At 71.6% G+C, this 15,089-nt stretch carries 10 protein-coding genes; 9 read left to right on the top strand and 1 reads right to left on the bottom strand.

Features of this window, described 5'->3' with window-relative positions:
• The first annotated feature begins 8 nt into the window (after nt 1–8).
• The 9 genes from ACZ4N4_RS05580 to ACZ4N4_RS05540 all read left to right on the top strand — a co-directional run bounded on the left by ACZ4N4_RS05580 (nt 9) and on the right by ACZ4N4_RS05540 (nt 14,499).
• Nucleotides 9–884, top strand: a complete 876-nt coding sequence (locus tag ACZ4N4_RS05580) for a Cgl0159 family (beta/alpha)8-fold protein (RefSeq protein ID WP_453577409.1) — start codon at nt 9–11, stop codon at nt 882–884.
• Between the two features lie 7 nt (nt 885–891).
• Nucleotides 892–1,707, top strand: a complete 816-nt coding sequence (gene iolB, locus ACZ4N4_RS05575) for a 5-deoxy-glucuronate isomerase (RefSeq protein WP_467584718.1) — start codon at nt 892–894, stop codon at nt 1,705–1,707.
• The gene (iolD, locus tag ACZ4N4_RS05570; protein ID WP_467584715.1) at nt 1,704–3,575 is read left to right on the top strand and encodes a 3D-(3,5/4)-trihydroxycyclohexane-1,2-dione acylhydrolase (decyclizing); all 1,872 of its coding nucleotides are present in this window, start codon (nt 1,704–1,706) and stop codon (nt 3,573–3,575) included. The genes iolB and iolD overlap by 4 nt, the downstream gene beginning before the upstream one ends.
• 14 nt (nt 3,576–3,589) lie before the next feature.
• Nucleotides 3,590–5,092: a CoA-acylating methylmalonate-semialdehyde dehydrogenase gene (mmsA, locus tag ACZ4N4_RS05565; RefSeq protein WP_467584713.1), complete on the top strand. Its 1,503-nt coding sequence runs from the start codon at nt 3,590–3,592 to the stop codon at nt 5,090–5,092.
• A gap of 332 nt (nt 5,093–5,424) precedes the next feature.
• Nucleotides 5,425–6,822: an APC family permease gene (locus tag ACZ4N4_RS05560; RefSeq protein WP_453577392.1), complete on the top strand. Its 1,398-nt coding sequence runs from the start codon at nt 5,425–5,427 to the stop codon at nt 6,820–6,822.
• Between the two features lie 418 nt (nt 6,823–7,240).
• On the top strand, nt 7,241–9,889 hold the full coding sequence (locus ACZ4N4_RS05555; protein WP_467584709.1) for a CocE/NonD family hydrolase: 2,649 nt from the start codon (nt 7,241–7,243) through the stop codon (nt 9,887–9,889).
• A complete protein-coding gene (locus ACZ4N4_RS05550; RefSeq protein WP_453379814.1) occupies nt 9,886–10,740 on the top strand; it encodes an ABC transporter permease in 855 nt (284 codons plus the stop codon). The genes ACZ4N4_RS05555 and ACZ4N4_RS05550 overlap by 4 nt, the downstream gene beginning before the upstream one ends.
• 165 nt (nt 10,741–10,905) lie before the next feature.
• Complete coding sequence (locus ACZ4N4_RS05545; protein WP_467584706.1) at nt 10,906–12,450, top strand: vWA domain-containing protein; 1,545 nt, start codon at nt 10,906–10,908, stop codon at nt 12,448–12,450.
• 138 nt (nt 12,451–12,588) lie between these two features.
• The gene (locus ACZ4N4_RS05540) at nt 12,589–14,499 is read left to right on the top strand and encodes an AMP-dependent synthetase/ligase (protein WP_467584703.1); all 1,911 of its coding nucleotides are present in this window, start codon (nt 12,589–12,591) and stop codon (nt 14,497–14,499) included.
• Nucleotides 14,500–14,569: 70 nt separating this feature from the next.
• Here ACZ4N4_RS05540 and ACZ4N4_RS05535 read toward each other — a convergent pair whose 3' ends face one another.
• Entirely contained in the window at nt 14,570–14,977 is a 408-nt protein-coding gene (locus tag ACZ4N4_RS05535) for a rodlin (RefSeq protein ID WP_467584701.1), read from the bottom strand.
• Nucleotides 14,978–15,089 lie beyond the last annotated feature (112 nt).

The raw sequence follows: 15,089 nt of genomic DNA, 5'->3' as shown, positions 1-15,089 counted from the left end.
AGCCGGGCGTGGACATCGCCGCCCTGGTCCACACCCGCACCCACCACCCCGAGGCCATCGCCGAGGCGGCCGCGCGACGAAGCCGCCGCCCGCTCCTCGACGAGGACGGCAGGCTGATGATCGTCGCCGCCGACCACCCGGCCCGCGGCGCCCTCGGCGTGGGCGGCGACAGGCTCGCCATGGCCAACCGGGCGGAACTGCTGGAGCGGCTCTGCCTGGCGCTGTCCCGGCCCGGCGTCGACGGCGTCCTCGCCACCGCCGACATCCTCGACGACCTGCTGCTGCTCGGCGTCCTCGACGGCAAGGTCGTCATGGGCTCGATGAACCGCGGCGGACTGCAGGGCGCCCGCTTCGAACTCGACGACCGGTTCACCGGCCACCGCGCCGAGGACATACAGCGCCTCGGGTTCGACGCCGGCAAGCTGCTGCTGCGGATCGACTACGACGACCCGGGCTCGCTGACCACCCTGGAGTCCACCGCCCGCGCCATCGACGACATGGCCGCACACCGGCTGCCGGTCTTCGTCGAGCCGTTCATCAGCAGCCGCACCCCCGAGGGCAAGGTCAGGAACGACCTGTCCGCCGAGGCGGTCACCCGGTCCATCGCCATCGCCTCGGGCCTCGGCGGGAGTTCGGCCTACACCTGGCTCAAGGTGCCGGTCACCGACAACCCCGACGACATGGCCCAGGTCATGGAGACGTCCACACTCCCCGCCGTGCTGCTCGGCGGCGAAGTGGGCGATGACCAGGACGGTGCGTACGAGAAGTGGCGCAGCGCCCTCCAACTCCCCACCGTGCGCGGCCTGGTGGTCGGCCGCTCGCTGCTGTACCCGGCGGACGGCGACGTGGCCGCCGCCGTGGACACCGCCGTAGGACTGCTGTGAGGCCCTGATGACGACGAACGAGCTGCACCTGACCAAGGGTTCGACCGCCAACGCACAGTACGTGCTCGACATCGACCCGAAGCGGGCCGGCTGGGCGCACAGCAGCCTCCGGATCGTCGAACTGCCGCCCGGTGGAAGCCACTTGTTCACCACGGGGGACAGTGAGTGGATCGTGCTTCCGCTGGCAGGCGGTTGTACGGTGCGAACGGAGGGAACAGAGTTCCAGATCCTGGGCCGGGAGAGCGTGTTCGCCGGAGTCTCCGACTTCGCCTACGTGCCCCGGGACGCCCAGGTCCAGATCGCCTCCGGCGCGGGAGGCCGCTTCGCCCTGGCAGGAGCGAAGTGCGAGCGACGACTCCCCGCCCGCTACGGCCCCGCGCCGGAGGTTCCCGTCGAAGACCGCGGCAGCGGCACCAGCGCCCGGCAGGTGCGCAACTTCGCCTCCGCGGACTCGTTCGACTGCGACAAGCTCATCGCCGTGGAGGTCGTCACCCCGGGCGGCAACTGGTCCTCGTACCCGTCGCACAAGCACGACGAGTACCGGCCCGGCGAGGAGTCGGAGCTGGAGGAGGTCTACTACTTCGAGATCGACGGACCGAACGGTTTCGGCTATCAGCGCGTATTCCCCTCCCGTGAGGGCGGTTCGGACGTCCTCGCCGAGGTCCGCTCCGGCGACGCCGTGCTCGTTCCCGACGGATGGCACGGCCCGTCGATCGCGCAGCCCGGGCACGACATGTACTACCTGAACGTCATGGCGGGGCCGGGTGAGACGCGGGAGTGGCGGATCTGCTTCCACCCGGATCACACCGAGGGGTATCGATGACGATACGGCTCACCGTCGCGCAAGCGCTTGTCCGCTTCCTCGCCGCCCAGTACACCGAACGCGACGGCGAGCGCCGCCGCCTGATCGGCGCCACCTGGGGCATCTTCGGCCACGGCAACGTGGCCGGCCTCGGCCAGGCCCTCGTCGAGTACGCGGACGAGATGCCGTACCACCAGGGCCGCAACGAACAGGCCATGGTGCACGCGGCCGTCGGCTACGCGCGTCAGTCGAACCGTCTCGCCACGCACGCCGTCACCACCTCCATCGGACCCGGCGCCACCAACCTGGTCACCGGCGCCGCCCTCGCGACGATCAACCACATCCCGGTGCTGCTCCTGCCCGGCGACGTCTTCGCGACCCGCCCCGCCGACCCGGTCCTCCAGCAGCTCGAGGTCCCGCACGCCGCCGACGTGTCGGTCAACGACACCCTGCGCCCGGTGTCGAGGTTCTTCGACCGGATCACCCGCCCCGAGCAGCTGATCCCGTCGGCCCTCGCCGCCATGCGCGTGCTCACCGACCCCGTCGAGACCGGCGCCGTGTCCCTCGCGCTCCCGCAGGACGTCCAGGCCGAGGCGTACGACTGGCCCGAGGAGTTCTTCGCGGAGCGGGTGTGGACGGTACGACGGCCGGGCGCCGACCCGGTCGAACTCGCCGCCGCCGCAAGGGCGATCAGGAGCGCCCGCCGCCCCCTGGTCATCGCCGGCGGCGGGGTCCACCACAGCCGCGCCGAAGCCGTCCTCGCCGAGTTCGCCGAAGCCACCCGCATCCCGGTCGCCTCCACGCAGGCCGGCAAGGGCTCGCTGCGCTGGGACCACCCGCAGGACGTCGGCGGCGTCGGCCACACCGGCACCGCCACCGCCGACGAACTCGCCCGCACCGCCGACCTGGTGATCGGCGTCGGCACCCGCTACACCGACTTCACCACGGCCTCCGGCACCCTCTTCGAGAACCCGGACGTCCGCTTCCTCAACCTCAACATCGCGCCCCACGACGGCCACAAGCTCGCCGGCCTGCCCCTGATCGCCGACGCCCGCAGTGCCCTCGGGCAACTGCGCCGGGCGCTGGACGGCCACCGCACCGCCGATGCGTACGTCACCGAGTACACCGAGGACAAGGAGCGCTGGGAACAGCGCGTCGACGCCTGCTACGAGGCCGAGGAGCCGGACATCCGGCCGACCCAGCCGCAGGTCCTCGGCGCTCTGGACGCGCTCGTCGACGAGACGGACGTCCTGGTCAACGCGGCCGGCTCGCTCCCCGGCGACCTGCACCGGATGTGGCGGACCCGGTCGCGGGACCAGTACCACCTGGAGTACGGCTACTCGTGCATGGGCTACGAGATCCCGGCCGCCATCGGGGTGAAACTCGCGGCGCCCGAGCGGAACGTCTGGGCGCTGGTCGGTGACGGCACGTATCTGATGATGCCGACCGAGATAGTCACGGCCGTACAGGAGGGGACCGCCATCAAGGTGCTGCTGGTGCAGAACCACGGCTACGCCTCCATCGGCGGACTCTCCGAGTCGGTGGGCGGCGAGCGGTTCGGCACCGCGTACCGCTTCCCCGCGGCGGACGGCACCCTCACCGGCGCCCCGCTCCCCGTCGACCTGGCCGCCAACGCGGCCAGCCTCGGCATGCGCGTCCTGCGCGCCAAGACCGTCCGTGACCTGCGCTCGGCGCTCGCCGAGGCGCGGGCCGCCGACACTCCCACATGTGTCTACGTGGAGACCGAAACGGCCGACACTGTGTCGGGCCCGCCTCCCGCGCAGGCCTGGTGGGATGTACCTGTGGCCGAGACCGCGACCCGAGCGTCCGCGGTCAAGGCACGTGAGCTGTACGAACGGCACGTCTCTACCCGACGCCGCCATCTGTGAAGGAGTAACCGGTCATGACGAAGATCGTCAACCACTGGATCGGCGGCAAGACCGTCGAAGGCGCGTCGGGCACGTACGGGCCGGTCACCGACCCCGCGACCGGCGCCGTCACCACCAAGGTCGCGTTCGCGTCGGTCGACGAGGTCGACGCGGCGGTCCAGGCCGCCAAGGAGGCCTACGCGACCTGGGGCCAGTCCTCGCTGGCCAAGCGCACGGAGATCCTGTTCCGCTTCCGCGCCCTGCTGGACGCCAACCGGGACGCCATCGCCGAGCTGATCACCGCCGAGCACGGCAAGGTGCACTCGGACGCGCTCGGCGAGGTCGCCCGCGGCCTGGAGATCGTGGACCTGGCCTGCGGTATCAACGTGCAGCTGAAGGGCGAGCTGTCGACGCAGGTCGCCAGCCGCGTGGACGTCTCCTCGATCCGCCAGCCGCTGGGCGTGGTCGCTGGCATCACGCCGTTCAACTTCCCGGCGATGGTCCCGATGTGGATGTTCCCGATCGCCATCGCGACCGGCAACACCTTCGTCCTCAAGCCGTCCGAGAAGGACCCCTCCGCCTCGATCAAGCTCGCCGAGCTGCTGGCCGAGGCCGGCCTGCCGGACGGTGTCTTCAACGTCGTGCACGGCGACAAGGTGGCCGTGGACCGCCTCCTGGAGCACCCGGACGTCAAGGCCGTCTCCTTCGTCGGCTCGACCCCGATCGCCCGCCACATCCACACCACCGCCTCGGCCAACCACAAGCGCGTGCAGGCCCTGGGCGGCGCCAAGAACCACATGCTGGTCCTCCCGGACGCCGACCTGGACGCGGCGGCCGACGCCGCCGTCTCCGCGGCCTACGGCTCGGCGGGCGAGCGCTGCATGGCCATCTCGGCCGTCGTCGCCGTCGGCTCCATCGGCGACGAACTGGTGGCGAAGATCCGCGAGCGCGCCGAGAAGATCAAGATCGGCCCCGGCAACGACCCGGCGTCGGAGATGGGCCCGCTGATCACGGCGGTCCACCGCGACAAGGTGGCCTCCTACGTCGAGGGCGCGGCCGCCGAGGGCTGCGAGGTCGTCCTGGACGGCACCGGCTACACGGTGGACGGCTTCGAGGACGGCCACTGGATCGGCATCTCGCTGCTCGACAAGGTGCCCACGTCCGCGAAGGCCTACCAGGACGAGATCTTCGGCCCGGTGCTGTGCGTGCTGCGCGTGGACACCTACGAGGACGGTGTGGCGCTCATCAACGCCTCGCCGTTCGGCAACGGCACCGCGATCTTCACCCGGGACGGCGGCGCAGCCCGCCGCTTCCAGCTGGAGATCGAGGCCGGCATGGTCGGCGTGAACGTCCCGATCCCGGTCCCCGTCGGCTACCACAGCTTCGGCGGCTGGAAGGACTCGCTCTTCGGCGACCACCACATCTACGGCAACGACGGCACGCACTTCTACACCCGCGGCAAGGTCGTCACGACCCGCTGGCCGGACCCGTCCGAGGCCCCGGCCGGTGTCGACCTGGGCTTCCCGCGCAACCACTGAGAGTGACCGACTGATCCAGTCGAGGCCGTCCGGTATCCGGACGGCCTCGACTTTTTTTGATCGGCCGAGCTGCGGTTCCCGTGTGGACGGGATGAAACGGATGACTAAAGCACTCTTGACGCGTGACCTTCGAAACCAAGGTCATGCGATCGGAAGGCTTGGCGATTGCCCTATGCGCGTGCTCGACCCTGCGAATGCGATGTCACCCCCGTCGCTTTAAGGGTGCGGAATCCGAAGGTAAACAGCCATTGACGCCGCGGTTTTCGTCGGGGTTCCATGCAGCACAGCCCAACCGCCGGAGGCATCCGCAACGACGCGATCGGAACCGCCGCATGACCGACACGCTCCGCCCTGTCGAGACCGCCCTCCCCGAGGTGTCCGACAGTCCCAAGACGCTCAAGCGCTCCATCGGCGTGGTCGGCGGCACCCTTCTGACCCTCTCCTGCGTGACCCCCGCCTCGACGCTCTTCGTGGTCGTGCCCGACCTGTTCGGGTCCCTCGGCACCGCCACCGCCCTGACGATCGCCATCGGCTCCCTCCTCTGTATCGCCGTGGCGTTCTGCTACTCGGAACTGGGCACGCTCATCCCCAGCGCGGGCGGCGAGTACGCGATGGTCTCCACGATGGCGGGCCGCCTGGCCGGCTGGCTGGTCTTCGTCCTCTCCCTCCTCGTCGTGATGATCGTGCCCCCGGTGATCGCGATGGGCACGGCCGACTACCTGGCCCCGATCGTCCACCTGGACCCCGCCATGACCGGCGCCGGCGTGATGCTGCTCGCGACCCTCGCCGGCCTCCTGGACCTGCGCGCGAACGCCTGGATCACCGGCATCTTCCTGGTCCTGGAGGTCATCGCGGCGGGCGTGGTGGCCGTGCTGGGCTTCTCCCACAGCCACCGCGGAGCCGGCAGCCTCACCTCGATGCAGGTGGCGGACGCGGGCGGCCACACCACCACCGTCACCGCGATGCTGGTGGTCTCCGGACTGGCCATCGCCCTCTTCGTCACCCAGGGCTTCTCCACGGCGGTCTATCTCTCCGAGGAACTGGAGAACCCGCGCCGCAACGTCGCCCGTACGGTCCTGGCCACCCTCGCGATCTCCACGGTGATCATCCTGGTCCCGGTGGCGGCGATCACCGTGGGCGCGTCCGACCTCAAGGAACTGACGGGCGGCGACATCAGCTCCATGGTCACCGCCTGGTCCAACTCCGCGGTCGGCACCTTCGTCAGTCTCTGCGTGGCGCTCGCGATCATCAACGCGGGCATCGTCATGGTCATCCAGAACTCCCGCGTCCTGTTCGCCTCGGCCCGCGACAAGGCGTGGCCGGCGCCGGTCAACAGCGCCCTCTCCCGCCTGGGCCGGTTCGGCTCCCCCTGGGTGGCCACCCTCGCCGTCGGCGTCCCCGGTGCCCTGCTCTGCTTCGTCAACCTGGACACCCTGTACGGCGTGACGGGCGTGTCCGTGACCGGCATGTACCTCCTGGTCGCCGTCGCCGCCCTGCTGGCCCGCCGGGGCGCCCACAAGCACACCCCGGCCTGGCGCATGCCCCTGTGGCCGGCGATGCCGATCCTCCTCATCGCCGTCCTCGCCTACATCCTCACCCAGCAGGAAACGGCCTACCTCCTGTGGACCGGCGGCATCACAGCGGCGGCAACCCTCTACTGGGCCTTCTACCTCCGCCCCCGCAGGGAAACCCACTGGGTGGTCTCGATCCCGGAGGACGTCCAGTCCTGAAGGACGCGGCGACTGAAGCGCCCCGCCAGGGGCGCGGGGCTGTGTCGGATATGCGGCTCCGCCGCGTGGGCGCGCTCAGCCCTCACGGTCCCGCGGGGGACCACCGGCCGTCTCGGCACCGCCGGAATCCGCCGTCGTGGCTGATCGCCGTTGCGGCGGGATCCTGTGGGGCGTGTGATGAGCGCCGGGGAGGGCCGCCGACCTCAGGGGCGCGGGGCTGTGCCGATGTGCGGCCCGCGCGGGCGCGAACGGCCCACACCGGCCCGCACCCGAAGTCGCCCCGGCGTACCGCACCCGAAGTCGCCCCGGCGTACCGCACCCGAAGTACGCGGTAACGCGACCGTACTCCTCGGGGATGGCCAGGGGTTCACCCCAGCGTCGGCATCGGATGTCGGTCCAGGCCCGTACCGTTGAGGGCATGGATCTTCGACCCCCCGGCCTACGAGCCCTGCTTCGGCGGCCGCGACGGCTTCTGTCCGCCGCGGCCGCCGTCGTCGTGCTCGTCGGCGCCGGCACGTGGACGGCCGTCGCGTCCGACGACCCGACCCCGGTCCACCGGTCCGACAAGGTCATGGCCGTCGACGGGGTACGGCTGGACACCTCGTTCTTCACCACCCCCGGCACCGGCCGACGCCCCGCGGTCCTCCTCGCCCACGGCTTCGGCGGCTCCAAGGCGGACATGCGCCAGGAGGCCGAGGACCTCGCCCGCCAGGGCTACGCGGTCCTCACCTGGTCCGCCCGCGGCTTCGGCAGGTCGACCGGCAGTATCGGCCTGAACGACCCTAAGGGCGAGGTCGCCGACGTCTCCCGGCTCATCGACTGGCTCGCGAAGCAGCCCCAGGTCCGGCTCGACAAGCCCGGCGACCCCCGCGTCGGCATGGCCGGCGGCTCCTACGGCGGCGCGATCTCCCTCCTGGCCGCCGGCTACGACCGGCGCGTGGACGCGATCGCCCCGTCGATCACCTACTGGAACCTCGCGGACGCCCTGTTCCCGAACGGCGTCTTCAAGAAGCTGTGGGCCGGGATCTTCTTCAACACCGGCGGCGGCTGCGCCAGGTTCGAGCCGGCGCTGTGCGCGATGTACGACCGGGTCGCCGAGTCGGGCAGGCCGGACGCGGCCGCGGTCAAGCTCCTGGAGGAGCGCTCGCCGTCGGCCGTCGGCGCCCGCATCAAGGTGCCGACCCTGCTCTTCCAGGGCCAGACCGACTCCCTCTTCACGCTCGCCCAGTCCGACGCCGCCGCGAAGGCGATCCGGGCGGGCGGCGCCCCCGTCGACGTCGACTGGATCGCCGGCGGCCACGACGGCGGCGACCTGGAGACCAGCCGCGTCGAGGGCAGGATCGCCTCCTGGTTCGACCGCTACCTGAAGGACGACAAGGCCACCGGCACCGGCCCGGCGTTCCGGATCACCCGCACCGGAGGCGTCGACTCCACCGACGGCACCGCCCAGCTGCGGGGCGCGACCTCGGACAGCTACCCCGGCCTGGAGAGCGACCGGAAGTCCATCGCCCTGACGGGCGGCACACAGCGCGTCCAGAACCCGGCGGGCGCCACCCCGCCCGCCGTCTCCGCGCTGCCCGGCCTCGGCGCCGGCGGCGGCCTCGCCCAGCTCTCCTCCCTCGGCGTCGGCGTCTCCCTGGACTTCCCCGGCCAGTACGCCCGCTTCGACTCGGCGCCCGTCGCCGACAACGTGCAGATCACCGGCTCACCCACGGCCACCGTCCACATCACCTCGACGAGCGACGACGCCGTGCTCTTCGGCAAGGTGTACGACGTCGGCCCGGACGGCACCCAGCAGGTGCTGCCCTCCCAGCTGGTCGCCCCGATCCGGGTCGAGGGAGCCAGGTCCGGCAAGGACGTCACGATCACCCTCCCGGCGATCGACCACGAGGTGCAGAAGGGCCACCGGCTGCGCCTGGTCCTCGCCTCCAACGACCTCGGCTACGCCTCCCCGACCGCCCCGGCGACCTACACCGTCTCCCTCAAGGGCGCCCTCGGCGTGCCGACGGCACCCCAGGTGGACACGGCCGCCGCGGCGCTGCCCGCCTGGGTGTGGTGGCTGCCCCTGACCGGAGCGCTCGCCGCCCTGGCCCTGCTGCTCACCGGCCGCCGCCGTACCGCCACCCCGGCACCCGACCCCGAACTCGCCGACGTCCCGCTGCAGATCACGGACCTGAGCAAGCGCTACGCGGGCTCCACGGACCGGTACGCGGTCCGCGAGCTGTCCTTCCGCGTCGAGAGGGGCCAGGTCCTCGGCCTGCTCGGCCCGAACGGCGCGGGCAAGACCACCACCCTGCGCATGCTGATGGGCCTGATCAAGCCGGACGACGGCGACATCCGGGTCTTCGGCCACGCCGTCCGCCCCGGTGCCCCCGTCCTCTCCCGGGTCGGCGCCTTCGTGGAGGGCGCCGGCTTCCTGCCGCACCTCTCCGGCCGGGAGAACCTGGAGCTGTACTGGCAGGCCACCGGCCGCCCGGCGGCGGACTCCCACATCGAGGAGGCCCTCAAGATCGCGGGCCTCGGCGACGCGCTGGCCCGCGCGGTCCGCACCTACTCGCAGGGCATGCGCCAGCGCCTCGCCATCGCCCAGGCCATGCTCGGCCTGCCGGACCTGCTCATCCTCGACGAACCGACCAACGGCCTGGACCCGCCGCAGATCCGCGAGATGCGCGAGGTGATGATCCGCTACGCGGCCGCCGGCCGCACGGTGATCGTCTCCAGCCATCTCCTCGCCGAGGTCGAGCAGTCCTGCACCCACCTCGTGGTGATGGACCGCGGCCGGCTGATCCAGGCCGGCCCGGTCGCGGAGATCGTCGGCTCCGGCGACACCCTGCTCGTCGGCACCGGCGTGCCCGTGGAGGAGCCCGTGGTGGAGAAGGTGGCCGCGCTGTCCGGCGTCGCCTCGGTGACCCGCACGGACGACGGACTGCTGGTCCGCATGGAGCCCGGCGGCAGCGCGCCGCGACTGGTCGCCGAACTGGTCCGGCTCGATGTGCCCGTGGCGTCGGTGGGCCCCCACCGCCGTCTCGAAGACGCCTTCCTCACCCTGATCGGAGGTTCCGCATGAGCACGCTCACCGAGGTCGCCTCCGGCTATCAGGCGGGCCGCACCCTGCCGCTGCGCGTCGAGCTGGTCCGCCAGCTCAAGCGCCGCCGCACCCTGGTGATGGGCGGGATCCTCGCCGTACTGCCGTTCGTCCTGCTGATCGCGTTCGCCATCGGCGGCCAGCCGGGCGAGCGGAACGGCCAGGTCACCCTGCTGGACACGGCCACCGCGTCCGGCGCCAACTTCGCCGCGGTCAACCTGTTCGTGTCGGCGGGGTTCCTGCTGGTCATCCCGGTCGCCCTGTTCTGCGGGGACACGGTGGCCTCGGAGGCCAGCTGGTCCTCCCTGCGCTATCTGCTCGCCGCACCCGTGCCCCGGGCCCGCCTGCTCTGGTCCAAGCTGGTCGTCGCCCTCGGACTCAGCCTGGCCGCGATGGTCCTGCTGCCGCTGGTCGCCCTGGCCGTCGGCACCGCCGCCTACGGCTGGGGGCCGCTCCAGATCCCGACCGGCGGCGAACTCGACACCGGCACCGCGGCCCAGCGCCTGGCGGTCGTGGTGGCGTACGTCTTCCTGTCCCAACTGGTCACCGCGGGGCTGGCGTTCTGGCTCTCCACCAAGACGGACGCGCCCCTCGGCGCGGTCGGCGGCGCGGTCGGCCTGACCATCGTCGGCAACGTCCTGGACGCGGTCACCGCCCTCGGCCACTGGCGCGACTTCCTGCCCGCGCACTGGCAGTTCGCCTGGGCGGACGCCGTACAACCGCATCCCGAGTGGTCCGGCATGATCCAGGGAACCGCGATTTCCATAACGTACGCCCTGGTGCTGTTCGCCCTGGCCTTCCGGGGTTTCGCCCGCAAGGACGTGGTCTCCTAGGTCACCGGAGGATCTCCCTCCGGCCTCGAAACCCCTGGTCCGTGCCCCGTTCGAGATCCATCCGCAACGCTTCGGGGCGCACGTTCCACCCCCCTGCGCCGTCAGAGTCGACACAAGGCCAGAGAGCCAGGAAGCCGACTCCGACCGGCACAGGGGGCACACACGATGGACCGACACCGGACCCGACGACAGATCTCCGGGGCGCTGCTCGCCCTCACCACCGCGGGCGCCCTGCTGCTGACGGCCTGCAGCGCGGGCGACAGCAGCCACTCGTCCACCGACTCGAGACAGAGCAACGGCCTTCCGGCCCCGGCTCCCAGCCGGCCGCAGCACGAGGACTCCGCGACCACCCCGCCCTCCGACTACCTCTCCACCTTCGCCCTGGACGTGGACACCGCGTCCTACGGCTACGCCCGCCGCACCCTCGCCGACGGCGCGCGCCCCGCCCCCTCGACGGTCCGGGCCGAGGAGTTCGTCAACAGCTTCCGCCAGGACTACCCCACCCCCGACCACAACGGCTTCACGGTCACGGTGGACGGCGCCCGCACCACCGACCCGAACTGGTCCCTCGTCCGGGTCGGCCTCGCCACCCGCCCCCAGTCTCGGCTTCGCTCGACCGGGGGGACCCCCACCGCCGACGCCACCGCCGAACGGCCGCCGGCGGCCCTCACCTTCGTCATCGACGTCTCCGGCTCCATGGACGAGCCGGGCCGGCTGGACCTCGCCAAGAAGTCCCTGGACACGATGACCGACCGGCTCCGCGACGACGACTCGGTCGCGATCGTCGCCTTCAGCGAACGCGCCGAGAAGGTCCTGCCGATGACCCGCCTCGCCGGTCACCGCGGGGAGATCCACGACGCCGTCGACAGCCTCGCCGCCCTCTACTCCACCAACCTCGGCGAGGGCGTGGAGACCGGCTACGCCACCGCCGTCGCAGGCCTGCGCAAGGACGCCACCAACCGTGTCGTCCTGATCTCCGACGGCCTCGCCAACGACGGCGAGACCGACCCCGACGCCATCCTGAAGCGCATCGACAGCGACCGCCGCGAGTACGGCATCACGCTGTTCGGCGTGGGCGTGGGCAGCGACTACGGCGACGCGCTCATGGAGCGTCTCGCCGACAAGGGCGACGGCCACACCACGTACGTCTCCGACACCGCCACCGCGAACCAGGTGTTCTGCCGGCAACTCCCCCAGAACATCGACCTGGTGGCCCGCGACGCCAAGGCCCAGGTGGCCTTCGACCCGCACACGGTCGCCGACTTCCGGCTGATCGGCTACCGGGACCGCAAGGTCGCCGACAAGGACTTCCGCGACGACCGGGTGGACGGCGGCGAGGTGGGCCCCGGCCACACGGTGACGGCCCTCTACGCGGTCCGCACCAGGCCGGGCACGGAGGGGCACCTGGCCACCGCCACGGTCCGCTGGCTGGACCCCGAGACCCGCGCCCCGCACGAGGACACGGGCGCGATGGAGACCGGCGCCCTGCACGACACGGTCTGGACGGCGCCCCCGCGCTTCCAGGTGACGGCGGTGGCGGCGTACTTCGCGGACGCGCTGGGAGGAGGGGACTACCACATCCCCGGAAGGCCGAGCCTCGGCAACCTGCGATCCCGAGCCACCGATCTGGCACGGACGACAGAGGACAAGGACGTCTCCGACCTGGCGACAGCCATCGGGGAGGCGAGCCGGTCGAACGCGGCCGACTGAAGCGCCCCCTCAGGGGCACGGGGCCGTATCGATGTGCGGCTACCGCCGCGTGGGCCCGCTCAGCCCCCCACCCGCACCCGAGAGCGAAACCGTCCCAACCCATTGACGCGTCCTTACTTACGAGTAAGTTGGCGCCCCATGGGCGTACGCAGCGACCTCAAGCGAGCACGTCGACGTACCGACCTCGCCGCCCGGGGCGAGGTCGAAGTCATCAGGGACGAGGCCGGCGTCGTACGGGAGGTGCGCCGGGAGCATCTCGCCGCGCCCCTCACCAGCGGCTCCCTCGCCGACCTCCCCTACACCAACGCGGCCGAGGACCCCGGCGCCACGGCGATCCGCCGCAGCGAGGGCACCGTCACGGCGGCCGCCTTCGCCGCCCAGGTGACCGCCGTGGCGAAGGGGTTGATCGCCGCCGGCGTCACCGCAGGCGACCGCGTCGCCGTGATGTCCCGCACCCGCTACGAGTGGACGGTCCTCGACTTCGCCATCTGGTCGGCGGGCGGGGTGACCGTCCCGGTCTACCCCACCTCCTCCGCCGAGCAGGTGGAGTGGATCGTCCGGGACTCCGGCGTCCGCCATGTCGTCACCGAGACGCCGGAGAACACCGCCACCGTCACCACCGGCACCGCCGGGCACCCCCGACCCCCGCGCATCTGGGAACTGGACGCTGATGCGGTCGCCGAACTCACCGCCGTCGGCGCGGACATCCCCGACGAGGACGTCGCCAAGCGCCGTGGCACCCTCACCCCCGAGTCGACCGCGACGGTCTGCTACACCTCCGGCACCACCGGCCGCCCCAAGGGCTGTGTCCTCACCCACGCCAACCTGCACGCCGAGGCCGCCAACACGGTCGAGCTGCTGTACCCCGTCTTCCAGGCGGTCACCGGGCAGACCGCCTCGACCCTGCTGTTCCTGCCGCTCGCCCACATCCTGGGCCGTACGCTGCAGATCGCCTGCCTGATGGGCCGGATCGAGATGGGCCACTTCCCGAGTGTGAAGCCGGAGGAACTCCGGCCCGCCCTGCGGGAGTTCCGGCCGACGTTCCTGGTCGGGGTGCCGTACCTCTTCGAGAAGATCCACGACACCGGGCGGGCGACGGCCGAGAAGATCGGCCGGGCCGCCTCCTTCGACCGGGCGGAACGGATCGGCGTGCGCTTCGCCGAGGCCTACCTGAACAAGTTCCTCGGCACCGGAAAGGGCCCCGCCCCCGGCCTGTACGCCGCCTGGGCGCTGTACGACCTGCTGGTCTACCGCCGTATCCGCAAGGAACTCGGCGGCCGGATGCGGTACGCCGTCAGCGGCGGCTCCCCGCTCGACCGGAACCTCAACCTGTTCTTCCACGCGGCCGGGATCGTCGTCTACGAGGGCTACGGCCTGACCGAGACCAGTGCGGCCGCCACCATCGTGCCGCCGCTGGCGCCCCGCCCCGGCACGGTCGGACAGCCGATCCCCGGGACGGCCGTCCGGATCGCCGACGACGGCGAGGTGCTGATCAAGGGGCCGGTGGTCTTCGGGGCGTACTGGAACAACCCGGCCGCGACCGCCGAAGTGCTGCCGGACGACGGCTGGTTCGCGACCGGCGACCTCGGCGCGCTCGACGCGGACGGCTATCTCACCATCACCGGCCGCAAGAAGGACCTGCTGGTCACCTCCGGCGGCAAGAACGTCTCCCCGGCGGTCCTGGAGGACCGGCTGCGCAGCCGCGCACCGGTCGGCCAGTGCCTGGTCGTCGGCGACAACCGGCCCTTCGTCGCCGCGCTGATCACCCTGGACCCCGAGGCCCTCGCCCACTGGCTGTCCGTACGGAAGCTGCCTCCGGACACCCCGCTCGCCGAGCTGGTGCGCGACGACCGGCTGCGGGCCGAGGTGCAGAAGGCGGTCGACCACGCCAACGCGGCCGTCTCCCGGGCCGAGTCGATCCGCGCCTTCGTGCTGGTCGAGGGTGACTTCACCGAGGACAACGGCCTGCTCACCCCGTCGCTCAAGGTGAAGCGGCACGCGGTGACCGCCCGCTACGCCGACGAGATCGAGGCGCTGTACCGAAAGTGAGCCGCGGGGCGGGCACAAGACGGCGGGCCACCGGGAGAACCGGTGGCCCGCCGCCCGCGGAGCTTCTGGACTACTGGTTGCCGGTGCCGTTGGCGGACAGGGCCGAGATGTCGTCCAGGATGTGCGAGAGCGGCTCGTCGCCCTTGGCCTGGGTGGAGTTCTCGACGCACTGCTGGTTCTGCGGGGAGGACAGGACGTTGATGTCCTGGACGTTGATCGGGACGGCTCCGACGAGGCCCTGCAGGTTCAGCTTGGCGGGCAGGCCGACGCACGGCTTGTTGAGCGACCCCTGGACCAACGAGAGCTGCGGGCTCTGGTCGCCGAACGTGGCCGAGTTGCCGAACTCCGACTTGGCGCCGTTGCCGCTGGCCGAGGTGGTGCCGTTGTCGTTGCCGGTGGCCAGGGCCTGGGGAGCGGCCGTGGCCGCGAGACCGGCGACGGTGGCGGCAACGGCCGCGGTTGCCCACAGCTTCTTCATGTTCGTTCCCTTCGAAAGGCGGACTCCGGGGAGGAGCTGCGTGATCGTCAACGGCCGAAACCGCGCCGGGGTTGCGTGCTTTGCCCCCATTGGAGTAGCGCAGTCCGATTAG

This window comes from Streptomyces sp. NPDC026538, assembly GCF_055567535.1.
Note: the sequence above shows the minus strand (reverse complement) of the source record. Positions and strands in the feature narration are given on the sequence as shown.